The organism is Psychroserpens sp. BH13MA-6, from assembly GCF_052983595.1.
The window spans coordinates 106,583-131,184 of sequence record NZ_JBRJGE010000007.1 but is presented as its reverse complement, the minus strand read 5'-3'; the positions used below and the strand labels follow the sequence as shown (position 1 = coordinate 131,184).

23 protein-coding genes are annotated in these 24,602 nt (G+C 36.6%); 4 read left to right on the top strand and 19 right to left on the bottom strand.

Annotated features, from left to right (window positions below; all coding sequences use genetic code 11):
* Positions 1 to 16: 16 nt before the first annotated feature.
* Positions 17 to 805 (top strand): NAD(+) synthase, encoded by a 789-nt coding sequence (gene nadE, locus ACU8DI_RS13735; RefSeq protein WP_447113360.1) that lies wholly within the window; start codon positions 17 to 19, stop codon positions 803 to 805.
* A gap of 136 nt (positions 806 to 941) precedes the next feature.
* Positions 942 to 1,571, top strand: a complete 630-nt coding sequence (locus tag ACU8DI_RS13730; protein ID WP_447113359.1) for a response regulator — start codon at positions 942 to 944, stop codon at positions 1,569 to 1,571.
* Here the strand turns inward: ACU8DI_RS13730 and dnaG are convergent.
* The 5 genes from dnaG to ACU8DI_RS13705 all read right to left on the bottom strand — a co-directional run bounded on the left by dnaG (position 1,568) and on the right by ACU8DI_RS13705 (position 7,182).
* Positions 1,568 to 3,535 carry a DNA primase gene (gene dnaG / locus ACU8DI_RS13725; protein ID WP_447113358.1) on the bottom strand — a complete coding sequence of 656 codons (1,968 nt, stop codon included), beginning with the start codon at positions 3,533 to 3,535 and terminating at the stop codon, positions 1,568 to 1,570. The two genes, ACU8DI_RS13730 and dnaG, sit on opposite strands and share 4 nt — an antisense overlap.
* Positions 3,536 to 3,622: 87 nt before the next feature.
* Positions 3,623 to 4,696, bottom strand: a complete 1,074-nt coding sequence (locus tag ACU8DI_RS13720) for a hypothetical protein (protein ID WP_447113357.1) — start codon at positions 4,694 to 4,696, stop codon at positions 3,623 to 3,625.
* Between the two features lie 25 nt (positions 4,697 to 4,721).
* Positions 4,722 to 5,546, bottom strand: coding sequence for a hypothetical protein (locus ACU8DI_RS13715; RefSeq protein ID WP_447113356.1), 825 nt, complete (start codon positions 5,544 to 5,546; stop codon positions 4,722 to 4,724).
* Complete coding sequence (locus ACU8DI_RS13710) at positions 5,533 to 6,099, bottom strand: RNA polymerase sigma factor (protein WP_447113355.1); 567 nt, start codon at positions 6,097 to 6,099, stop codon at positions 5,533 to 5,535. Before ACU8DI_RS13710 ends, ACU8DI_RS13715 begins: the two co-directional genes overlap by 14 nt.
* A gap of 105 nt (positions 6,100 to 6,204) precedes the next feature.
* Positions 6,205 to 7,182 (bottom strand): polyprenyl synthetase family protein, encoded by a 978-nt coding sequence (locus ACU8DI_RS13705; protein WP_447113354.1) that lies wholly within the window; start codon positions 7,180 to 7,182, stop codon positions 6,205 to 6,207.
* A gap of 157 nt (positions 7,183 to 7,339) precedes the next feature.
* Here ACU8DI_RS13705 and ACU8DI_RS13700 point away from each other — a divergent pair, with 157 nt between their 5' ends.
* A complete protein-coding gene (locus ACU8DI_RS13700; RefSeq protein WP_447113353.1) occupies positions 7,340 to 8,269 on the top strand; it encodes a T9SS type A sorting domain-containing protein in 930 nt (309 codons plus the stop codon).
* A 51-nt stretch (positions 8,270 to 8,320) separates the two neighbouring features.
* On the opposite strand, the gene rlmN is transcribed toward ACU8DI_RS13700, so the two are convergent.
* The 9 genes from rlmN to rsgA all read right to left on the bottom strand — a co-directional run bounded on the left by rlmN (position 8,321) and on the right by rsgA (position 18,202).
* Positions 8,321 to 9,361: a 23S rRNA (adenine(2503)-C(2))-methyltransferase RlmN gene (gene rlmN, locus ACU8DI_RS13695; protein ID WP_447113415.1), complete on the bottom strand. Its 1,041-nt coding sequence runs from the start codon at positions 9,359 to 9,361 to the stop codon at positions 8,321 to 8,323.
* A 183-nt stretch (positions 9,362 to 9,544) separates the two neighbouring features.
* Positions 9,545 to 10,594: a tRNA preQ1(34) S-adenosylmethionine ribosyltransferase-isomerase QueA gene (queA, locus tag ACU8DI_RS13690; protein ID WP_447113352.1), complete on the bottom strand. Its 1,050-nt coding sequence runs from the start codon at positions 10,592 to 10,594 to the stop codon at positions 9,545 to 9,547.
* 68 nt (positions 10,595 to 10,662) lie between these two features.
* Complete coding sequence (locus ACU8DI_RS13685; protein ID WP_447113351.1) at positions 10,663 to 11,889, bottom strand: 3-phosphoshikimate 1-carboxyvinyltransferase; 1,227 nt, start codon at positions 11,887 to 11,889, stop codon at positions 10,663 to 10,665.
* Positions 11,890 to 11,920: 31 nt separating this feature from the next.
* Positions 11,921 to 12,247 carry a nucleotide pyrophosphohydrolase gene (locus tag ACU8DI_RS13680; RefSeq protein ID WP_447113350.1) on the bottom strand — a complete coding sequence of 109 codons (327 nt, stop codon included), beginning with the start codon at positions 12,245 to 12,247 and terminating at the stop codon, positions 11,921 to 11,923.
* A gap of 1 nt (position 12,248) precedes the next feature.
* Complete coding sequence (locus ACU8DI_RS13675) at positions 12,249 to 14,270, bottom strand: transglutaminase domain-containing protein (RefSeq protein WP_447113349.1); 2,022 nt, start codon at positions 14,268 to 14,270, stop codon at positions 12,249 to 12,251.
* A 3-nt stretch (positions 14,271 to 14,273) separates the two neighbouring features.
* Positions 14,274 to 16,178, bottom strand: a complete 1,905-nt coding sequence (locus tag ACU8DI_RS13670; RefSeq protein WP_447113348.1) for a DUF3857 domain-containing protein — start codon at positions 16,176 to 16,178, stop codon at positions 14,274 to 14,276.
* A gap of 87 nt (positions 16,179 to 16,265) precedes the next feature.
* Entirely contained in the window at positions 16,266 to 16,796 is a 531-nt protein-coding gene (locus ACU8DI_RS13665) for a metal-dependent hydrolase (protein ID WP_447113347.1), read from the bottom strand.
* Positions 16,796 to 17,248 carry a D-aminoacyl-tRNA deacylase gene (gene dtd / locus ACU8DI_RS13660; RefSeq protein WP_447113346.1) on the bottom strand — a complete coding sequence of 151 codons (453 nt, stop codon included), beginning with the start codon at positions 17,246 to 17,248 and terminating at the stop codon, positions 16,796 to 16,798. The genes ACU8DI_RS13665 and dtd overlap by 1 nt, the downstream gene beginning before the upstream one ends.
* A gap of 3 nt (positions 17,249 to 17,251) precedes the next feature.
* Positions 17,252 to 18,202 carry a ribosome small subunit-dependent GTPase A gene (rsgA, locus tag ACU8DI_RS13655; protein WP_447113345.1) on the bottom strand — a complete coding sequence of 317 codons (951 nt, stop codon included), beginning with the start codon at positions 18,200 to 18,202 and terminating at the stop codon, positions 17,252 to 17,254.
* 79 nt (positions 18,203 to 18,281) lie between these two features.
* On the opposite strand from rsgA, the gene ACU8DI_RS13650 reads away from it, so the two are divergent.
* Entirely contained in the window at positions 18,282 to 18,734 is a 453-nt protein-coding gene (locus ACU8DI_RS13650; RefSeq protein ID WP_447113344.1) for a hypothetical protein, read from the top strand.
* 50 nt (positions 18,735 to 18,784) lie between these two features.
* Here ACU8DI_RS13650 and ACU8DI_RS13645 read toward each other — a convergent pair whose 3' ends face one another.
* The 5 genes from ACU8DI_RS13645 to ACU8DI_RS13625 form a co-directional block, all read right to left on the bottom strand.
* Positions 18,785 to 20,401 (bottom strand): hypothetical protein, encoded by a 1,617-nt coding sequence (locus ACU8DI_RS13645; protein ID WP_447113343.1) that lies wholly within the window; start codon positions 20,399 to 20,401, stop codon positions 18,785 to 18,787.
* A 164-nt stretch (positions 20,402 to 20,565) separates the two neighbouring features.
* Positions 20,566 to 21,648 carry a chorismate mutase gene (locus ACU8DI_RS13640; RefSeq protein ID WP_447113342.1) on the bottom strand — a complete coding sequence of 361 codons (1,083 nt, stop codon included), beginning with the start codon at positions 21,646 to 21,648 and terminating at the stop codon, positions 20,566 to 20,568.
* 9 nt (positions 21,649 to 21,657) lie between these two features.
* Entirely contained in the window at positions 21,658 to 22,509 is an 852-nt protein-coding gene (locus ACU8DI_RS13635; RefSeq protein WP_447113341.1) for a prephenate dehydrogenase, read from the bottom strand.
* 5 nt (positions 22,510 to 22,514) lie between these two features.
* Complete coding sequence (locus tag ACU8DI_RS13630; RefSeq protein ID WP_447113340.1) at positions 22,515 to 23,660, bottom strand: pyridoxal phosphate-dependent aminotransferase; 1,146 nt, start codon at positions 23,658 to 23,660, stop codon at positions 22,515 to 22,517.
* Positions 23,657 to 24,484, bottom strand: a complete 828-nt coding sequence (locus tag ACU8DI_RS13625; RefSeq protein ID WP_447113339.1) for a prephenate dehydratase — start codon at positions 24,482 to 24,484, stop codon at positions 23,657 to 23,659. The genes ACU8DI_RS13630 and ACU8DI_RS13625 overlap by 4 nt, the downstream gene beginning before the upstream one ends.
* Between the last annotated feature and the right edge of the window lie 118 nt (positions 24,485 to 24,602).

Here is a 24,602-nt window from a genome sequence, read left to right as displayed (position 1 = left end):
TAAAACACTCATTAAAATGCAAACAGAAAAAGTTATTGATCATATCGTAAAATGGTTAAAAGATTATGCCAACAATGCTGGTATGAAAGGATTTGTAGTTGGGATTTCTGGTGGTATTGATTCTGCAGTCACCTCAACGCTTTGCGCTAAAACCGGCTTGGAGGTCTTATGTATTGAAATGCCCATTCATCAGGCAGCAAGTCATGTAAGTAGAGCTCAGGAACACATTGAACAATTAAAGCAACGCTTTCAAAATGTTAGAGACACCAGAGTGGATTTAACGCCTGTTTTTGAAGAGTTTAAAACTGAAGTCTCCTTAGATGGTAAACAAGCCACTGTAGATATGGCCTTAGCCAACACAAGGGCAAGATTAAGAATGGCTACATTGTATTACCATGCTGGTCTTTTAGGTTTATTGGTGGCAGGAACTGGAAATAAGGTCGAGGATTTTGGCGTTGGATTTTATACGAAATATGGCGATGGTGGTGTCGATTTGAGTCCGATAGCAGACTTACTGAAGTCGGAGGTTTATCAACTAGGAGCGTTCCTAGATGTGCCTGATTCTATTATGACAGCCGCACCAAGTGATGGTTTATTTGGTGATGCTAGAAGTGATAAAGACCAAATTGGGGCATCATATCCAGAATTGGAATGGGCTATGGCCATGAAAGACCAAGGAAAAACAGAAGCCGATTTTGAAGGACGTCAAAAAGAAGTGTTTCAGATATTTATGAGATATAATCGATCGAACACGCATAAAATGATTCCTATTCCAATTTGCGAAATCCCTAATAATTTAAAATAATCCTTGAATTTTATATCGTTAAAAATGGGTTATGTTGATTTTTTTACTAATTTTGCATTGCAAATCTCCACATCCTTGAATTTATTGATATAAGTTCTGGCACTCTATTACTAACTAACCAAAAAATTTATGTATCATGATTAAGGTATTAATCGTTGACAATCATCCTATCGTCACTACTGGTTTTCAGTTGTTATATGAAAATCATGAAGATATCAAAATAGTCGGTACTGTAGGGAGTGGTGTTGAAATCTTTGAATTTGTAAGAAGACATGACGTGGACGTTATCGTCTCCGAAATTGAATTACCTGAATTAAATGGTATCACGGCGTTAAGAGCCATTAAAAAAGAGCACAGCCATATTAATATTGTAATGTTCAGTTATCATCCTGAAGAAATTTATGCCATAAGCACTATTAAAGCAGGTGCTTCCGGCTATGTCTCTAAATCTGAGCCTATAGATGTTATTACCAAGGCTATTAAACTGGCTGCTGAAGGTGAAATACATTTGAGTAATAAAATGTCTAAACATCTCAATTACAACGACACCAAGCAATCTAAGAGTAGAATTTACAAACGTCTTTCAACACGGGAAGTTGAAGTTCTTAAATTATTGTCTTCTGGTAAGAAGAACAAGGAAATTGCACAAGAATTAAATATCAACGAAAAAACAGTCAGTACCTATAAAGCCCGATTGTTTAAAAAATTGAATGTGAATAACCTCATTGACTTAGTAAATCAAGGGAAGCAATTGGATCTGACTTAAATTTTACCTCCAACAACTTTACCCAGTTTTCTGGACAACAACATTTTTAGTCCTAAATAATCTTTAACATCCTCCAATATTCCTCTGGTATTTGTTTCTTCACGCAAGGTATCATTTTGATACTCGGCCACTTTTTTATCAATGAGATAACACCTTAGGGTCAAAATCGTTTGTGTAACTAATTGCGCAATGGTATGTTTTTTTTCCTTCGGAATGATGTTATTACGCTCCCAGTCATGCAGATTGTAACGCTCATCATTCATCAAAATAGTAGTGACGTCACTAGCTAATTGTTGCTCCAGTTGATTGACAAAATTCTTGGTAGAAAACTCTGGATCTTGGTGAAGTGTATCAATAATCGTGTAATACAACGACTTAAAATTCGGATTGGAGAATTGCATTTCATCCTCTTGCAAATCAAGATATATTTTTTCAAAAACTTTAGCGTTATGCACAACGGGTTCTAGTTTCAGCTCACCATCATCCGTTTCTTTTAAAACCAAATCTTCAAAATCTTCAGTTTCGGTCCCGTACAACAGTAATATTTCAATAATCTTCCGTTCTAGCTCATATTGCAAATCCACCTTAGGCGCTTTAGGTTCGGGCTTTACAACATTAAAAGCCTTTTGTTCAGACTTATAAGCTTTTTGACTCTCCTGAGCGTCCTTTTTGTTCATCTGTGCCAAGGTACTGAAGAGCACCTCTTCGCTAATATCCATGATGCGAGAACACTCTTGAATATAGATTTCCTTTTTTATCTGGTCTGGAATTTTTGAAATACTGTTGACGATATCCCGAATGGTTTCCGCTTTCTTTATAGGATCATTGTTCGCTTCCTTTATCAGTAGCGATGCTTTAAACTGAATAAAATCTTTGGAGTGCTCTTCGAGAAACTCCTTTAATTCTTCAAGTGTGTTTTGTTTCGCAAAACTATCTGGGTCTTCACCTTCTGGAAATGAACATACTTTGACATTCATCCCTTGTTCTAAAATAAGATCAATCCCGCGGAGCGATGCTCGAATACCAGCAGCATCTCCATCAAAAAGCACGGTAATATTGTTGGTAAGACGATTAATGAGTCGTATCTGTTCTGGTGTTAAAGCGGTACCTGAGGATGCCACCACATTTTTGATGCCTGTTTGATAAAACTGAATTACATCTGTATACCCCTCAACCAAGTAGCAATTATCTTCTTTAGCAATGGCTTGTTTCGCATGGTAAATCCCGTAGAGAATCTTACTCTTATGATACACTTCACTCTCGGGTGAATTCAAGTATTTCGCCGCTTTTTTATCTGTTTTAAGAATGCGTCCACCAAATCCTAAAACACGTCCGCTCATACTGTGAATTGGAAACATGACACGTCCTTTAAAACGATCAAACTGGCGTTCAGGCTTTACAATGGTTAGTCCTGTTTTTTCAAGGAAATCTAATTGATAGCCTTTTTTGATAGCCTCATCTGTAAATGCTTGCCATTCATCCAAGGCATAGCCCAAATTAAATTGCTTGATGGTCTCATTAGTAAAACCACGCTCTTTAAAATAGCTTAACCCAATAGCCTGCCCTTGATTTGTTTTAAATAAGATACGCTCAAAATAGGATTGTGCAAATTCATTGACCAAATAAAGGCTTTCGCGTTCATTAGCTTCCTGCTTTTGTTCATTGGTCTGCTCCGTTTCCTCGATTTCTATGTTATACTTCTTAGCCAAGTATTTTATAGCTTCCGGATAGGTAAAGTGCTCATGCTCCATTAAAAATGTCACGGCATTACCTCCTTTGCCACTTGAAAAATCTTTCCAGATTTGCTTAACAGGAGACACCATAAAGCTCGGTGAACGTTCATCACTAAACGGACTCAACCCTTTGAAATTACTTCCTGCTTTTTTTAACTGCACAAAATCACCAATAACCTCCTCTACTCGGGCGGTTTCAAAAACTTGTTCTATCGTGGATTTTGATATCAATTTATAGCGTATTAAGAGGCGTAAATTTAACAAAAAAGCTCCATTTCCGAAGGAAATAGAGCTGATAATATAATTATGTTAGGAACTTTAATCTAAGTCAAATCGCATTCCTATTGACAAGTTGTGTTGATCAAAAGCTTGGTCTTTAAACATGGGACTTAAATCATACTTCACATACAAGCCTACACCACTGTAACCAACATATCCGCTCAATCCGTATACAAAAGGTGATGCATTGTAATTACGTCTAATCTTTTGTTTAACACGATCTCCATCTTCTTCAAATCGCAATTTTTGTTGGGTCCCAATATTGAAACCTGCATATCCTCCAAAACCTACTTTAAAATGATCTGAAGTGCTATATCTAAAATAATCATCGCGCTCAATCTTCCGGGAAGGTCCAAATTCAAAATGAATAGGCACAACTAAATTAGTGATTCGAAACTCTGATTCTTTTAATTCACTCGGAAAAACTTCCAAGGTGGTTGTATTTCCATTTTGAACAAAATACCGATCCCCTTTTGGTGTCAACTTATTCCATTGTACGGATAATCCATATTTGAAACGCATGGCATTTGATTCTTTAAAAACTCTTGTTTTCCATGCCAGACCCAATTCTACGAAACCAGAGGTTAAAAAGGTATATTTATCACCAATTTTTTGTCCGTCTCCTATCGCATTATTAGCACCTAAGGCAAATACTAAATCGCTCGTCGTACGTTTGTCATATTTTCTAGGCTTATTTTTTCTTTTGAATTTGATGCCACTAAACTCACCAAAATTATTGAATCCGATTCTTACTGCGTCCTCAATGTCATCTTCATAGATGGCATCATTGCGTTTGATTAATGCAATTTTGTTCTCAATAATGGCGATTCTGTTCTCAATGTTTGAAGCCCGTTTTTTGGCCAATTCCATCTTTTTCTTTTCAGCTTCAGCTTCTGTGAGTTCACCGTTTTCCATGCGCTGATTTACAGCTTCCACCTCGGCTTTTAGAAATTCCCGCTCTTCATCTTGAATCAATTTCTTTAACTTTTCAAGGTTTTCAATTTTATATATCAACGGTGTTGAAATTGAATCTGTTTGAGTTTCTTGTGCATTCACTCGACTAACAATTAGACATAGGGTGACTAGCACTACATACTTTGTAATAGTGTTCATAATGTTTGTTTTTAATTGATGTTTATTATTGGTTACGCTCGGCAACTGCAGTTTTTACCGTTCGATAACTAGATTTTAAGCTTTCAAATACTCGTGTTCTAAAGGATTGTTCAAGATCGTACTCTACGTCTTCGAGGAGTGCTCTTGCATCAACCGTTCTGGTAGTTTCACTATATATACGCTCACGCAAAATTTCTTTTTCTGCCTGTTTCAAAAGGGCTTCTATTTCAGAATCCGAAACAGTACCCTCTAGTAATTCTAGCCTTTTTATTTCCTGAACCACTTCAATGACCTTTGCCTCCTCCAGACTCATTGTCGCTAACACTTTTTCTTTTTGTGGCGTATTAGGTGTATGCGTAATAGCAGCTACAGTATTTTCAGAATTATGGATAGATATTTTAGGATCTGCTTCAATAACATTGACCTTGGGAACGTTTTGAGATGCCACTAGCAACTCTGATTCTTCCTTTCTAGGGGTTACTGAAGTATCCATCTCGAGTACATCCTCATTCGTCTTAATATCATCATCTATATTTTCAGACAACTCAGTAGCCAATTTATCTTGCTGAGACTTCATAACGGGTTCCTTCTTAACATCCGTTTTCATTTCCGTTTCAACAATAACTGGTGAGATATTAGAACTTTCCGGAGATTTAAAAAACAGCGTTGTTACTAGTAACACACCCACCAAACTTGCCGCAATGCCTACATAGAGAAATAACCCTTTCGACTTACGCTTGTCACGCGACTCTAATTGATCTTCAAGTTTTACCCAAGCATCTGCTGACGGCTGAAGCGTTCGCTTTTCTAATTTTTGTTTTATATTTTCATCAAACTTAATTGGTGCCATAACTCGTGGTATTAATGTCTTTAATTTTCTTTTGAAGCATTTGTCTTGCCTTGAACAGTTGTGATTTTGAGGTGCCTAATGAAATATTCAAAATTTCAGCAATCTCTTGGTGTTTGTAACCCTCTATAGCATACATCACAAACACCACCTTATAACCTTCAGGCAGTTCATCAATAAGCTGTTGAATCTGCGCCACTTCTATCTGGGATTCTACATTGTTGTACGGCTCCTGTTGTAATTGGTCCTCCTCAACTGAGAATTCCATCTGTTTCTGTTGGCGTAAAAAAAAGATACTTTCTCTTACCATGATTCGTCTTAACCAACCTTCAAAACTTCCTTCATGCTTAAAGTTTTTCAGATTCACAAATGCTTTATAAAAAGCGTTTAACATCACAGACTCGGCATGTTGCATATCCTTTACATAATAACGACAAACACTCAACATTTTTGGCGCATGGATTTCAAACAAAGTTTGCTGCGCATTGCGCTTTCCTTTTGCGGCCTTTTTTAAAAGGGTTGTATTGTTCTTATGATGTAATTGAATGACTTTCAAAATCACTAATGTTTTGCCTTCTATTTATATAGACGCTTTATTTAAAAAAATGGTTGCCTGGGTGTGAAAAAAAATTACAAAATACTGTATTTCAGTAATATAATTTTACTTTTTTCTTTCTATTACGTAGTTCACCATCAATTTCAATGCCGATTTATATTCAGAATCTGGGTAAGTATCTAAGATTTGTAGGGCTTGGCTTTGAAACGCATGCATTTTTTCAATCGCATAATCTAGGCCATTATTTGTCTTGACGAAATCAATAACCTCCTTAACACGTTTCTTGTTCTTGTTATGGTTTTTGACTGAATTGATAAGCCAAGCCTTTTCTTTTTTTGTGCAAGTGTTGAGCACATGAATTAAAGGCAAGGTCATTTTTTGTTCCTTAATATCGATACCCGTAGGTTTACCGATGGCTTCCTCGCCATAATCGAATAAGTCATCTTTAATTTGAAAAGCCATACCAATAAGCTCACCAAATTTGCGCATCGATTCAACATCTGGTGCATTGGGTTTTACGGAGGCAGCTCCCAAACTACAGCACGCGGCAATTAAGGTCGCCGTTTTTTGCCGAATAATGTCGTAATAAATCGCTTCCGTAATATCTAATTGCCGCGCTTTTTCGATTTGCAATAATTCCCCTTCACTCATTTCGCGTACTGCCACAGATATAATTTTCAATAGATCGAAATCATTATTATCAATTGATAGTAATAAGCCTTTTGACAATAAATAATCACCAATAAGAACGGCTATTTTATTTTTCCATAAGGCATTTATAGAGAAAAATCCGCGTCGTCTATTACTATCATCAACCACATCATCATGTACCAAAGTAGCGGTATGAATCAATTCAATAACTGCTGCTCCTCGATAAGTACGCTCACTTACTTGACCATTATCAACCATTTTAGCCACCAAGAAGACAAACATCGGACGCATTTGTTTGCCCTTACGGTTAACGATATAATGTGTGATCCGATTTAATAAAGCTACCTTACTAGACATAGATAATAGAAACTTTTGTTCGAAAAGTTCCATTTCATAGGCGATAGGCTGTTTTATTTTTTCAGTAATCTTCAATTAGGATGCTCAAAATTTTAGGAATACTACAAAATTACTAATTAAGTCGCTAAGGAAATGAAATACTAATAATAAATCGTTAAAATTTACTTGTAGGAAAAGGTCACACCAATAATTTTGTATATTTAATTGTTAATTAATTTAAAACCCGAACTTTATGAAAAAAATTACTCTTTTACTTTTAACTCTCATTGCTTTTACTTTCGGTTATGCTCAAGAAACGATTTCTTTTGAGGCTGCTGAAGGTTATACTTTGGGTGACATCAACACACAAAATGGATGGACAACTACTGGAACTGGTCCAGGGACCTTTATCACAAATCAAGTAGTGAGCAATGAGCTGGCTACGGATGGCACTAATTCCTTAAAAATTGTTCAAGAAACGGCTTTTCCCGGGCAAAGTTCGGCGATTGTTGGAGCATTTTATAATTATGCAGTCCCTGTACCTCAGGATGGCTCTGTTTTTTCGGCAGACATGCGTATCACATTGCAAAGTGCGAATAGCTCCAATTTTATTTTTGGAATAGTTAATTTAACAGCTGGGTCATTTATCGCTTGGTTAGAATTTGATTTTGGCGGTAATATTTTTGTGCTTGTTGACGATGGCTTAGGTACCGTTGTAAGAAATGATACTGGTGTGAGCTGGAGCCAAGACACTTGGTACAATGTGCGTATGGAAATTGCAGCTTCGACTATTACTTTCTATGTAGATGACGTTTTGGTAAGTACAGGCACCGTTATTATTCCTGACGCTGTTGAGCAAGTACGTTTTTCACATGATAACTTTGAAGGTGATGCTTTTGTTGATAACTTCAGAACTAACGATGAAGACTTATCTGTTAATGAATTTGATGCTAATGCTTTCACGCATTTTTACAACAAGAATTCTAAAACCTTAGAATTATCATCGAGCCAAACAGCTTTGACTAATATTCAGATTTTTGACGTGTTAGGAAAGCGTATTTTAAACAGTAGCTTGACTGGAAACGACGCTACCGTAAATACCGCAAATTTTAAAGATGGTATTTATATTGCGAGAGTAGCTACTGATCAAGGTACAGAAACTATTAAGTTCCTTAAAAATTAGGAAGTTGATGATCTATGAAATTAAAAAAAGCGACCGATGGTCGCTTTTTTTTTAGGTCTTATTAGCTAATTGTCCGCAAGCGGCATCAATATCTTTTCCTCGAGAGCGTCTAACAGTTACGGTAATTCGGTGAGCTTCCAACATATTGACATACATATCTATGGCTTTTGAATCTGCTTGCTGAAATTCACCATCGTAAATTGGATTGTATTCAATTAAATTCACTTTACTAGGCGCAAACTTACAGAACTCAATAAGAGCATCCACATCTTTTTTTGTATCGTTAATGCCATCCCAAACCACATACTCATAAGTAATCCTATTTTTAGTCTTAGCATACCAGTATTCTAAAGCTTCCCTCAAATCTTCCAACGGAAAGGTGGCATTAAAAGGCATGATGGATGTTCTGATAGCATTGATGGCTGAGTGCAAAGACACCGCTAAATTGAATTTCACCTCATCATCGGCCATTTTCTTGATCATTTTAGGAACACCTGAGGTTGATACGGTAATTCTTTTTGGAGACATGCCTAAACCTTCGGGTGAGGTTATTTTATCGATTGATTTAATAACATTATTGTAGTTCATGAGTGGCTCACCCATACCCATAAAAACGATATTTGTTAATGGTCGGTCAAAATACAATCGACTTTCATTATCTATGGCAACGACTTGATCAAAAATTTCATCAGGATTGAGGTTCCGCATTCTTTTGAGTCTAGACGTTGCACAAAATCGGCAATCCAAACTACAACCTACTTGACTTGACACACACGCGGTTGTTCTTGTTTTTGTTGGAATCAATACAGATTCTACCACCAATCCGTCATGTAATCGTACCGCATTTTTGACCGTACCATCTGAACTACGCTGCATTTGGTCTACCTTGATATGATTGATCACAAAGGCATCCATAAGCATTTGACGGGTTTCCTTGGAAATGTTGGTCATATCGTCAAAGGTATGTGCACCTTTGTTCCATAACCATTCATAGACCTGGTTTCCGCGAAAAGCTTGATCGCCTTGTTGGACAAAAAAGTCTCGCAATTGTTCTTTGGTTAGTGCGCGTATGTCTTTCTTTTTAGTACTCATAAGTTCTGCAAAAATAGGATATTTTATAGGACGAGCCATGCATTAGCGGTTGAAACGGCATCCTTTTGTTCCCAACAAAAGATATAGTGGAAAACGCGGCGCGCCGAAGCTACAGCGAAGGCGCGCAATGCCCAAAAAAAAAGCCTTGTAATTTACAAGGCTTTTACTGAATAGTTATATCATTTAGATGATGAGCATGGCATCACCGTAAGTGTAGAATCGGTATTTTTCCTTAACCGCTTCCTCATACGCTTTTTTCATAAATTCATGACCAGCAAATGCAGACACCATCATCAATAAGGTGGATTTAGGTGTGTGAAAATTCGTGATCATACTATTGGCAATACTGAATTCGTATGGTGGAAAAATAAATTTATTCGTCCAACCTGAATATTCATTGAGTAAACCATTTGAAGACACCGAACTCTCGATAGTTCTCATAGCCGTTGTACCTACAGCACATACACGTTTTTTATTCTTGATACCCTTATTGATAACATCTACAGCTTCCTGTCTAATTATAATTTCTTCACTATCCATTTTATGCTTGGACAAATCCTCAACTTCAACTGGGTTAAACGTACCCAATCCTACGTGTAAGGTAACCTCTGGCAACTCAACCCCTTTAATTTCTAATCGTTTAAGCAAATGTCTTGAGAAGTGTAATCCTGCTGTTGGTGCTGCTACAGCGCCTTCGTTTTTAGCAAAAATGGTTTGATAACGCTCTTCGTCTTCTGGCTCAACGTCTCTTTTGATGTATTTAGGCAATGGTGTCTCACCGAGCTCTGTCAGTTTTCTTCTGAATTCACTATAGGAACCATCATAGAGGAAGCGCAATGTTCTACCTCTTGACGTCGTATTATCGATAACTTCGGCAACTAACGTTTCGTCTTCACCGAAATATAATTTATTCCCGATACGTATTTTCCTTGCAGGATCAACCAACACATCCCAAAGTCGTTGTTCTTCATTTAATTCTCGTAACAAGAACACTTCAATTCTTGCACCAGTTTTCTCTTTATTCCCGTACAAGCGTGCTGGAAATACTTTCGTATTATTTAAAATCATCACATCTCCTTCATCGAAATAATCGATGATATCCTTAAAAAGTTTATGTTCGATGGTTTGATTTTTCCTATCCAAAACCATCAATCGAGATTCGTCTCTTATTTCTGATGGACGCTCTGCTAATAATTCTTCTGGAAGGTCAAAATTAAAATGTGATAATTTCATTTGTTATATTTTTTTAAAGGTGCAAATATACAATGTCTAGATAGGGGTTGTCAAGTAAAACACCGTATTTATTTAGAAAATTTAAATCCGATCGCTTTTAAATCATCCCAAAACGTCGGATATGATTTAGAAACGACCATATAATCTTCAATGTTTAAATTTGTTTTTAATGCTAATGGTGCAAATGCCATGGCCATGCGATGATCGTTATACGTGGCAATAGTGACATCGTTATGCCATTCCGAGATAGGCTGTAATTGTAATGCTTCCGATGTAATAATCACTTGAGCCCCAAACTTCTGAAGTTCGTTTTGTAAGGCCACTAAGCGATCTGTCTCCTTAATTTTTAAAGTGTGTAACCCTGAAAGCTGACATTCCAGACCTAATCCCAAACAGGTTACAGCTATGGTTTGAGCGATATCTGGCGCATTTTTAAGATCGATTATAATGGGTTGTTTATCGCCATCTTCTTGCTTTATTAAGGTGAGTGCATGTTCATCAAATTTTGATGCCACACCAAACAGCTTATAAATATCTATAAGCACCGAATCACCTTGCAAAGAAGTTTTTTTATAAGATGACAGTGTAATTTCAGTACCAACAGGGCTTAGAGCGACCATACTGAAGTAATAAGAAGCCGAAGACCAATCAGATTCTACGGTTATTACTTTTGTTTTTAAAGGGCTGACTTTGGGTTGTACTGAAATTGTTTGATTCTTAAAATGTGACTCAATTCCTAATTGACTTAATAAATCCAGCGTCATTTGGATATATGGCATAGAAGTGATGTCACCTTCCAATGTTAATGCCAGTCCGTTTTCTAATTTGGAAGCTATTAATAATAATGCTGAAATGTATTGACTACTGACATTGGCCTTTAAACTGACCTGGTTTTTCGATAATGTTTTACCTTTAATTAAAAGTGGCGGACAACCTTCAGTCTCTAAATAGGAAATGTCTGCTCCTAATGCCTTTAGTGCTTCTACTAAAATAGCAATTGGGCGTTCCTTCATCCGTTGAGAACCTGTAAGCACCACTTCTTTTCCTGGGCGACTCGCAAAAAATGCTGTTAAGAAACGCATAGCGGTTCCAGCGTGATGGATATCTATGATTGAATCGTCACCAGCTAAGGCTTTTGCCATCACTTTACTATCATCGGAATTAGAGCAATTTTTTATGACCAATTCTGGAAAAAGTGCCTGCAAGAGCAATAAGCGATTGGACTCACTTTTAGAACCAGTAATGGTAATACTTGACGCTCTGTGTACCTCCGATTTATGTAATTTCAATATCATCAAAAAGTTCCTGTTTACAACAAGAAATGGATTATTTTAATTTGTCATTATTGTGGTGCCTATCGTGATCTCTTTTTGTTTTTTTGTCCATTTTTTTATCGAAGGCCTTTTGCAAATCGATTCCTGTTTGGTTCGCTAAGCACAAAACAACAAATACCACATCGGCTAACTCTTCTCCTAGATCTTTGTCCTTATCACTTTCCTTCTCACTTTGTTCGCCATATCTGCGTGCGATTATCCTAGCAACCTCACCAACCTCTTCAGTAAGCTGAGCCATGTTAGTTAACTCATTAAAATATCTAACGCCATGTTCCTTTATCCAGTCATCAACCGCCTTTTGAGCCTTAGCTAAATCCATACTATAACTTTTTTAGAACGATTTTCTCCGATTGCTTCTCGATAACTCTTGTGTAAAATTTCTTAAAAATTTCGTAGTCTTGTGCTATAATGATAGGAGACCTCATATCTAAGGCGATGGTCAATTGTAAGAAGCTGCCATTTTCTTTTACTAAGTATGTAAATCCGCCAACATTTGAATTAAAGTCTAACTTCTCACTCTTTGGCAATGATTCTACCGCATACCCTTCAGGTATCATGACGTTCACCATATACTTTGTTGAAAAGGGATAGGTTAAATCGATAGGATACTGTCTCTTTTCTTGCTTAAATGGGTTCTCTTCAGAAGCCATAAACAGCATAGGAGAGACATATAAATTACCACCTATGTCTTCAACCGCATTTTCTAATTCATAATTGTAGGTGATTTTTACCGGTTCCGTATACGCCGTCTCATTTTCAATTTGCAAATCAGATACGAGCAATTCGCCATTATCCTTTTCAATGCTTTTGATATATTCGTCTGGACTGGTATTGGCAAATTTATTTCTAAAATCCATCGCTAAATAATCTGTTTTTTGCTGACGTACCTTTCCATCAATAGTAAGGTCTGGGTTTATCTTCACATTTAAAGAGGTCACTTCAGAAGATAAACTATTTGGATATAAATTAATCCAAGCAGAACTACCACTCTCGCGAACGACACGTCCTTGCCAGTTGAGCACTCGAGCAGGAAGCACATTAAAGCTACTGTAAGGCGAAGAGGCATCTAACAGCACATTAAAGCCTTCATGCTCTACCATACAGATTACATAATTGAAACCTTGCTGCGTTGGAAATAATGGAATACCATGATTTTTGGTGCTTACCAAGACTGGATTTGCTTGAATTCCTGCGTATCGCAACATGGCCGTTAGCATTAAATTAATATCGGCTACATTTCCAGCACCATCTTTGTAAGCTCTTCTTACACCAATATCACTTGTGAAACCATAAAACTCATTCCACTGCATTTTTGATTTTACAAAATGATAAATCATTCCCGCTTTTTGAATAGGATCTTCAACACCTCCAACCAATGCATCAATATCATTCTCAAAATATCCAGATTTCGACAATTGGCCTCCAAATCCATCATTACTATAAATGGTTTTTGTTACGGCATCCCAATTTGTTGAGAGTGGTCTTAATTGCTGATTTGGAAATTTTACCGCTGATAATTCCATGATTAATTTAGCTCTATAATTATCAACATTATCTACAAATGGTTCTGGCTTTAAAGCAGGCACATTATCGCATGAGCTAGATAGCACATTTACCCTATAGGATTCTTTGGATTGTGTGGTTTTAATTCTAGAGGGTTTCAAGTCAGTTGAACCTATGTTAGAATTTGTATTGGTAAACACAATGGTTTTGCTGTCTAAAGACTCCTCAATAGGTGGTGTATATGAAGCCCTTGGGTTTAAGAGCTTATTATACATATAATATTCAGGTGTTTTAATATCTAATTCAAATTTGTTAATTGGAATTGTGTATTGATAATCTATGTCATCTATTGCAGAAAACGGTGATCTAATTTGATAGGTATACTCAATCACCGCACCTTCCTTTATATTGGGCATTGTAAAGGATTCTGTTTTCCAATATTTATTAGTCTCTTCAGAAAACATCCCGTCCTTTCTAAGTTTATCTTCCTCAATTTTACCATTGACTAGATTATAAGTATACCCCTTTAGCTTTGTTAAATTTTCTTTTTTGGCATTCGTTTCATTGTAGATTTTGATACGCTTGGTTGCCCATTTATAGCCTTCCTTATTGTAAATTTTAATACGTTCATGCACTTCCTTAACTTGCGTAAATCCGTCACCTTGTATATAATCAAATCGAACATGTTCGTTACGATATAGAACGGCTGCGTCGGCCAAAGAATCTAGTGGATGTGCTTTTTCCATTAACTCTTCTTTAGATACTTTTCCGAATTTAAAATCTTGGGACTTTGCACTAAATACTATTAGGAATAAGGCTATAGTAAATTTGAATTTCATTATTTAAGTTTTTGATATGAATACAATTTTGGTTTTGTCGTGTCTGGTGACTTCTTTTTGAAAATCACGGAATTCTTTATACTGCTCTTTTGAATAATAGCCTTTATTTAAAACATAGGTTCTTTTATAAAGCAGTTCATGTTCTGATTTTTTTTCGATGGAAAAGGTGTAACTTCCATATTTATTCGAAATAGCGACTGGATCTGGCATGGCCTCTACAGCGAGAGACGGGTCAATTTTAATGACAAATTCATCTTTATCAATAAACCCTCTTTGAATTTCAAAATCCAATTCGCGCTTTTTGTACCTCGGTGGAATGGTGGTCACCCTATTAAACGCATTTGGTTGAAACAGGAAACGTTTGCCACTCTTAGTCGCATAATTTGCCGAGGAGACTTTTGCTGTTTCTGTGAATATGACATTTGTCTTGTCATTATTGTATGATAAACTTTCAACAGACAAATTATTTATATAGCTCCAGTATTCTTTTATATCCAGTTCTTGTTCACGCGTTGGTTGAAGTTGCACACCTTCGTGCAATGCGTATTGAAATCCATGGGTTTTTATAACAACATCAGCTGATATCGCACCATCTACGTCTAACATGATGGTCGCATTTGTCAGTTGTAAATTTTCTTCCGTAGGATATACGGTAGTATGCACAATTTTACCGCCTTCTGGCGTGATGAGTAAAGCGTCTCTATCGTCTGTGAAATTGGCAATATAACCAAACGGATTCGTCTGACTTGTACATTCGAGCCATACGTCTTCTTCGGCATTTGGAATACACAGTACAACGTGATTACCTTCTGTCGCAGAAAATTCTTTATCGATATTAACCAAATCTCTGTCACCATAAATCACGGCATAATGAGATGTGACACCTACTGCTTTTAATAAAGCTTTGGTATAATTAGTCAACCCTTTACAATCTGCATAACCCAATCGATCCACATCTTGCGCTAACATTGGCTTCCATCCACCAATACCAATTTGAACACTGATATAACGTGTTTTATTCTGCATGTAATTGTATACAATTCTCGCTTTTTCCATGTCGGTTGTAGCTTCAGCCGTCAGTTTTTTTACGTCTTCAACAGCAGCACCAAATAAATCATCTGTATCTGTGAGCAATTCATCATACATCCATTTCCCAAAATCTTCCCAATGTTGATTGACGCCTTTCACGCCTTCCATGTCAAATTCTGTCAATGCTAACTTTAATTCAGGTGCGTAAGTAAAAAAAGACGGACTATAAGCTTCAGGTTTTAAAGACATAAGATGCTTTGCCGAATAATGGTAATCGCTGTGCTTTTCTATAGCATAATCTTCAAAATTGGATGCTTTAATTTTCAGTGCAACTTCGGAGTCATTGATAATCTTGAATTCTGAATACTCAGTACTACAGTAAAACCCTGTAATAGGTCGCCATCTAGGTAAAAATGCAGTAGAATTATGGACGACTTCTGTTTCTAATACCATGGTGTAGGGGTAATCGACGGGTGTGTAATCCAAATATTTTACGCGATTATCGGAATACAATGTTCCGCCACTTACAGCACTCACATCTTGAAAATCGTTTTTTCTGATTTTCTTTATTTCCTCACCATTGGCATCATAGATCCTTGCTTCGAGTTTCGAGATGTTCACGTTGTCATCATAATGGGAAACGGCATTTAATTTTGAATTCCCATACTCATTGAAAACAGTTACAATGCGCTTTTTCGTTAATATATATTTATCGAAATCCTTAATTTCAACAACCGTTTGATCATAGCGCACCACAGCATTGACCTTAACTTTCAATTCTGAAGGAATGGTATAGGAAACTAAAAGATCCTCATCTTGAGAAATCACGAACATGGGTAGTAACAGCAAACAAAGTGTTGCTAAATATTTGAAGGGCATAAATGGCGTTTAATTTTGTAAGTTTTCAAATATAATTTTTTTCGAGGAATAGCCCTACGAATTTCTAAAATAAACAGAATTAATTACTTAATACTCTTTGTTTAGACAACCCCTTTTAATGAGATTAGTGATCCCCAAAAAAATGCCACAAGGGATTAATATATACTTGAATTCACTCCATAATACGCGTAATCCCCATTCTGAAAAAAAAGCGTCAATTCCAATGGGAGATACTTGAATGATGCGTTCTGAAAAAAAATATCTGGAGTTATCAAAGGGAATAAAAAAACCGACCCCTTTACCTCCTGTGGTCATCGCATCCAGAATTCCATGAGACAGTGTCGATAGAATGATTACTACAAAAAATAGCCACTTCCTTTGTTTGCCAAAACTCAGTGCTAAAATACTACTCCAGATGACAGCAAATATCACAGAATGTGTGAACCCACGATGTCCTAAAGGATGTAAATAAGGGATTCCTAATTGAAAACTCAGCACGTCAATATCTGGAATTACGGCAGAAACAATGGCGAGGAATACTAGTAGTTTTCCCGATTTCGAAGAAAGCGCTTTAGAGATTGTAAAAGCTACGATACCATGTCCAAAAATTGATGCCATCAGATACGATCTTTGGTGTCTATGATAATGGTTACTGGACCATCGTTTAAAAGGGATACTTTCATATCGGCTCCAAACTTTCCTGTTTGAACGCGCTTTCCTAAATGGTTTTCCAAAGCAGCTACAAAGGCTTTATATAATGGAATTGCGATATCTGGTTTTGCAGCCGCTAGGTAACTTGGTCGATGACCCTTTTTGGTACTTGCGTGCAAGGTAAATTGACTTACGACAATAACATCTCCTTCTATTTGCTGCAAGGACTTATTCATCACGCCATGCTCATCATTAAAGATGCGTAAATTGGCTACTTTTTTAGACAACCATGAGACATCTTCTTCTGTATCTTCATTTACAATACCAACCAACACAAGGAACCCATTTGATATTTTCGCTACTTCTTTGTCTTCAATCACTACGGAAGCATGACTCACACGCTGAATAACTGCTTTCATAACTTAACTTTCTTCCCAATTGTCTGTTCGGTAGTGTTCTTCATCACCATCTAATATCTGTAAATAGCTCCGATATCTAGAATACGCAATATCGTCGGTATCTAAAGCATCTTTCACAGCACATTTAGGTTCTTCAACGTGCAGACAGTTGTTGAACTTGCAATCCTGTTTCAGCTCAAAAAATTCAGGAAAATAGTCGCCTACTTCCTCTTTATCCATGTCCACAACACCAAAGCCTTTGATTCCTGGCGTATCAATAATCTTCGCATCAAAACTCAAATCGAACATTTCAGCAAATGTCGTCGTGTGTTGACCTTGACTATGCTGGCTTGAAATTTCTTTCGTCTTCAAATCTAATCCTGGCTCAATTGCATTTACTAAGGTTGACTTACCAACACCAGAATGACCAGCAAACATACTCACTTTACCAATCATGAGGGATTTAACTTTGTCGACATTTTTACCAGTTTCCGCCGAAATACCGATACATTCATAACCAATCTTTCTATAAATATGTGCTAAATAACGAACTTCATCTAAAGCTTCGTCATTGTAAGTATCGATTTTGTTGAATAACAGAATGGTCTTGATGGAATAGGCTTCCGCAGTGACTAAAAATCGATCAATAAAGCTGGTAAATGTTGGCGGATTATCAATCGTAATCAACAAAAAGACTTGATCAATATTAGCAGCAATGATGTGTGTTTGCTTTGATAAATTAACCGATTTGCGTACAATGTAGTTTGTGCGATCATGAATGCGATGAATAACGCCTGTGGTTTCGTCATTATTGGTTTCTAATTCAAAGTCGACATGATCACCAACGGCTATAGGATTGGTGCTTTTAATATCTTTTAGGCGAAATTTACCTTTAATTCTACACTGATAGGTCGCACCAAGACTCGTCTTGACGGTATACCAACTTCCTGTAGATTTATATATTGTTCCGGTCATTCATTAAAATTATGAAACAAAATAACGATTTTTAATTTTATGAAATCTTATCTTAGGAATATAATTTAAAATCAACATTATGAAAAAATTAGCATTAACTATAGTATTGGCATGCTTGTCATTCACGGATGCCTTCGCGCAAGTTGAGTACAAAGTAGTCACTAGTGTCGAATCCATTGTACCAAGTGGCCTAGGTAGATCGCGAATCATATCTTTCAATGAAGATCGAGATTACAAGGAATTTACCTCAGAACAGACTGAAGAAGACAATACCAGAAACAAATCAAAGCGAAGTGATATTCGTGTCAAAGATTTTGAAGAAACTAAACTTTTAAATTTTTACAACATTGGTGGCATTCGATTTCAGAATATTGCTGCAAATGATGCGGTGGTCTCCTCTAAAATAAATGGTATGATTGAAGCGGGATGGGAATTAGCTTTTGTGACTAGTGCTGTAGAAAGCGATAGTGGCAAAGATGATGGCAACGGTATATTTGTGACACGCTATATTTTTAAACGCAATAAACAATAAAAAAAGCCCGTCGATTGACGGGCTTTTTAATTTTTTAAATCTGAATGTTATTAGTTCACAGACATGACGCCTAACTTATCCTCAGACTTTCTGGAAGAATAAATAATATATTCACTGGCCGATTTTCTAAAAAATACACGTGGTCTTAAAACCAATTGAGATTTTTCTACATCTTCTTGGTCTACACGCGTCATTACTCCGTTGTTATCAAACATCACAGCCGCTGGAACCGCCTTATTGTAATTACCTAACCATTTGATGTCCTCGATATCCGTCACACCATAGTTTTTAGTATTGTCATTAAATATCACAGTCAACTTATCATTTTCGTAGATCGGCATGGCGCTTAAATACTCAGGTCCTTTTCCAAGCACAGCGACAGGAATACTAAAACTTGCACTTACCGTAAAGTTAGAATTGCCTGCAAATGCCGCAAAACCAACCGACATAGTAGTGTATGCCGCCTTTTGTTTTTTAGGAATGACATTAGACCATCCAACAGTACCATCTGGATTTACAGATGTTACAATAATTTCATTATTGATATGTGTGACAGGCGTAAAAGATAACGGCCCTATTCCTGAGCTACGACCAACAATAATTTGTTGGTATTCTGATAGAAGTATTAATCCACCATCACTCTTCTGCACTAAACTATGGGTCACATACAACGGCTTTACGTCTTTACCTTTTTTAGCTCTTCGTTCACCGATGAGCTTAACTTTCGTATCGTAGTCAAATTCATTGAATTTCAATTGAGTGACACTTTTAGCATTGACATCTACAACAGCTGCATAAACACCCTTAAGTTCTTTATTTGCCTTACCATTTTCTCTAACACTCGAATAAAAACCAACCAATCTTACCATATCATCATCGCCAGCTAACATCTCGCAATTAATAATTTCTTTGTCTGTAAAAGCAATGTCAATGATTTCTTTTTCATAACCATTAGCAGCCTTAAATGCATGTACTTGAAATTTTTCGTTATTCGTTTTCGTTTTTTTATCTCGATAACTTTCATTGATCACGATGAACACATCATCATTAAAATTAACGTCAAAATCTGCTATATCAAACTCTAAGTCTCTACGATCATTAAAGGGCACTTTTTCTAAATGCTGTGCCATGATATCTAAATTATTATTGATCAGCTTCATTTCATACTGAATCACTTCTTCTTTCTCAAAAAGAGCAGCATGAAGGATTAGTAGTCGATCAGCATTTGGAGATTCCTTAATGTAAAAGGCACCACGCTCACGGTTTTTAGTAACTTTTGTCGAAAATAATTTCTTTGTGTTTTTTGTTAGGGTTCCGTCTTCAGCTATTTCAGCAGCCAATAAATTCGCTACCTTTTCTTTTTTATCATAGACACTACCCAAGATAAATATGCGTCCATCGAGAACAGCGATTTCCTCAAACTCTGGTTCTTTATCCTTAAAATCTCCCATTTCAATCTCATTAGTTGAGATCAAAGACATGTCGTCAGCATTAAACACTTTAATGTAGAAGTTGTTTTTGGTAGTTGCTAAAGTGTAAATCTTACCATGTGCCTCTCCAGCAATTCTAACTATCTTTTCCTTGTCAGCATCAATTTCTTGTCCGTGAGTAATAGAAATAGGTCCAATAGTTTGTGCATTTACTAGACATGAGAGACCAAGGGTCATGAATAGACACAGCATTTTTTTAATCATAAGTAAATCTTGTTGTTGTTAGCGAAAGTATTTTCTTTCAGGAGCAAAAATAGACTATTATTTGGTTTTACAAACTTTTATGGCTTTGTGTACGAACCACTAAGAGCAAAAAGTCTCACCAAATGGTGAGACTTTATTTATCCGTTGATAATTTTTTCTTGATGATTTATGGATTCTTGGTGAATCGCTTTAAATAAGCGTAAGATAAATTCTTCACTCAGGCCTTTATCTTCACCTTCAAGCACCATTTTCCCAAGTATTTCATTCCATCTTTTACTCTGAAGAACGGCGACGTTCTTTTGTTTTTTCAATTCACCAATACCATCAGCCACCTTCATACGTTTACCCAACAACTCAATAATTTGATTATCAACCACATCAATCTGTGCTCTCAAATTATTCAAGGTGTTATTGTACTCGGCCTCAGGATCTGTTTCTTTACGAATTCTAAGATCTTCCATTATTTGCACAAGACTCTTTGGAGTTACTTGTTGAGCGGCATCACTCCACGCATTGTCGGGATCAAAATGTGTTTCTATCATCAAACCATCAAAGTTCAAATCCAAGGCTGTTTGTGATACATCAAAAATCATGTTGCGTTTTCCTGTAATATGAGATGGGTCATTTATTAAAGGTAAATCCGGGAATTTTGTTTGAAGCTCAATGGCGATTTGCCATTCCGGATTGTTGCGGTATTTAGATTTTTCATAGGTTGAAAATCCTCTATGAATAACTCCAAGATTCTTAATATCTGAAGAAGCCAATCGTTCAATAGCTCCTAGCCATAATGGTAAATCTGGATTCACTGGATTTTTAACCAAGACGATTTTATCGGTTCCCTTTAGGGCATCAGCAATTTCTTGAACAATAAATGGACTCACCGTTGAGCGTGCACCAATCCATAACAAATCAATATCGTGTTCTAGTGCCAATTCCACATGATTTCTATTGGCAACTTCGGTCGCAGTTTTCAATCCTGTTTCTGCTTTGACCTTTTGTAACCATTTAAGTCCTAAGGCTCCAACACCCTCAAAATTTCCAGGACGTGTTCTCGGCTTCCAAATACCTGCTCGATAATAATTGACATCCGTATCTTTTAGCTCATGGGCAATTTTAAGGACTTGTTCTTCCGTTTCTGCACTGCAAGGACCAGCGATAACCAGTGGGTGATTTAATCCTAGATCATCCAACCATTTTCTCATTTCTTTTGTATTCTCCATAATTCTCTTTTAAGCAATTCCGTTCAATATATCTTTTATATGATTTGTATTTTTCATTTCGTTGTAAATCTCATCAAAATCATCGGCTTCCATCAATGCCTTAAATCCTTTGAGGTTATTTATGTATTCCTCTAGAGTTTCAATAACATTGGCTCTATTTTGTTTAAAAATAGGTGTCCACATATCTGGTGAGCTTTTAGCTAAACGCACGGTACTTTCGAATCCACTTCCCGCCATATCAAAAATATCACGCTCATTTTTTTCTTTTTCAATGACGGTCTTTCCTAACATAAAGGAAGAGATATGTGACAAATGTGACACATAAGCAATATGCTTATCATGTGCTTCAGGATTCATATAGCGAATACGCATTCCCATATCTGAAAACAACTTCAGTGCTTTCTCTTGTAACTTAAAGGTCGTTTTCTCAACTTCACAAATGATGTTTGTTTTTTTCTGAAATAAGCCAGTCATAGCTGCCTTAGGTCCAGAAAACTCGGTGCCTGCAATAGGATGCGTTGCCAAAAAATTGCGACGTCTTGGGTGTGATTCCACTGATTGACAAACTGGTAATTTTGTAGACCCAACATCCACCACTAAGGTCGTATCAGAAATAACATCCAGTATCTTGGGTAACACTTTTACAGCCATATCTACAGGAATAGAAAGAATGACTAAATCGGCATGAATGAGATCCTCATACGTCGCTTTTTCTTGAATCACGTTTAAATCAATCGCCTGATCTAAATGAGCATCATTCGTATCAATCCCATAAACCTTCACTTGAGGATTTAATAATTGTATATCCATAGCCATACTACCACCTATCAACCCAACACCTATGATGTAAATTTTATCCATAATTTTTATTTCAGTCTTGCTAGAGCCTCCTCTAATTCTTCCAAAGGTGCACAAAGTGAAATCCTTATATATCTCTGACCATTGGATCCAAAAATGGTTCCTGGAGTGATAAATATCGATTTCTCTTTTAAAATTAAATCTATGTATTCTTCGGCATCTAAATATTCGGGCAGTTTTGCCCAAACAAAGAGTCCAGATGCATTTTTATTGAATGTACAGTTTAAAGCTTCTGCAATTTTCCATACGACTTCACGACGTTGCTCATAAACACTATTGAGGCTCATATACCACATATCAGAACAGTTTAAAGCTTCAACAGCGCCTTTTTGAATGCCCAAGAACATACCAGAATCCATATTACTTTTCACGCGCAACACCGCCTTTATATAATCACCATGACCCATCAACATCCCGACGCGCCAACCTGCCATATTGAACGTTTTACTCAATGAATTTAATTCTAGACAGACCTCTGAAGCACCTTTGTATTTCAAAATACTTCTAGGGTATTTATTCAAAATAAAACTGTAAGGATTATCATTAACAATGAGGATATCATTTCGCTTAGCGAACGTGATCAAATCTTCAAAAAGCTTGTTGGTTGCAATCGTTCCTGTTGGCATGTGCGGATAGTTTACCCACATTAATTTAACGTTTTCAACCCCTCTTTTTTCTAAAGCCAGTAAATCTGGGAACCAATGACTCTCCTCTGTGAGGTCATAAAATATAGGTTTAGCTCCCACCAAATTTGTCACGGATTTATAAGTAGGATAGCCTGGATTGGGAATCAAAACCTCATCACCTTCATTTAAAAAAGCCATCGAAATATGCAGAATCCCTTCTTTACTACCCATTAATGGGAGCACTTCGGTTAATGGACTTAAAGGAACATTAAATCGGTCTTTATAAAATCGAACCATGGCTTCTCTGAGCTCTGGCGTTCCTTGATAACTTTGATATTTATGTGCCGCATCTTCATTGAACGTCTCAACCAACGCGTTCAATACGCGTTCGGGCGGATTTAAATCCGGACTCCCAATCCCTAAATTAATAATAGGTTTTCCCTGGGAAATAAGCCTATTGACCTCTCTCAATTTCTTTGAAAAGTAATATTCTTCTACTTGCTTCAAACGATCAGCTATCTGTATCATAATTTCGCATTTTTATATTCCCCTAACACCTTAAAATCTTGCGCCATGATTTCCATGATGGATTTGGCTTTTTTATAATCCTTATAATCCTCGAAAGTGACATCCACAAAAAAAGCATACTTCCATGGTGTATCCATTTTAGGGAGTGATTGTATCTTGGTTAAATTTAGTTTACAATCACTTAAAACATTCAAAATAGTCGCCAAACTTCCTCTTTTATGGTCTAATTCAAATTTCACTGAAGCCTTATTGATTTCCGCCTCTGGAATTTCTGAATTTTTCGTCTTAACCACAAAAAAACGCGTCTCATTGTGCTTGATTGTTTGAATACTCTCTGCTAAAATCTCGAGTCCAAACAATTTTGCTGCAAGCGTAGAAGCAATTGCAGCCACTTTACTTATTTGACCTTCTTGAATGCGTCTCGCTACTTCAGCAGTATCCTTATCTTCAATCAATTTGATATGCGGGTATTGCTTAAAAAATGTCTTGCATTGTAATAAAGCCATAGGATGTGAGTACACCTCTTCAATCTCTAAAATGGATTGATTTGGCAAGGCCATCAAATGGTGTTGGATATCTAAATAATGTTCTCCTATGATATGCAATCCGTGTGTATCGATAAGTGCATAGTTTGGAATAATGGAGCCTGCAATAGAATTTTCGATAGCCATAATAGCGGCATCACTTTGGTTATTTAAAATACTATCTGCCACAGCATCAAAAGTCAAACACTCGTTGACTGAAATCGTCTCATCAAAAAATTGCTCAGACACAATATGATGAAAGGACCCTTTAATACCCTGTATAGCTACCGATTTAATCATAAAAAAAGTCCCGATTTTCATCGAGACCTATATTAAATTTATTGTTTATAAATTACACATATAACGCCTCTCATTTCTCTGAAAAAAAGAAATAAAACCAGTTGTAATATGTGAAATT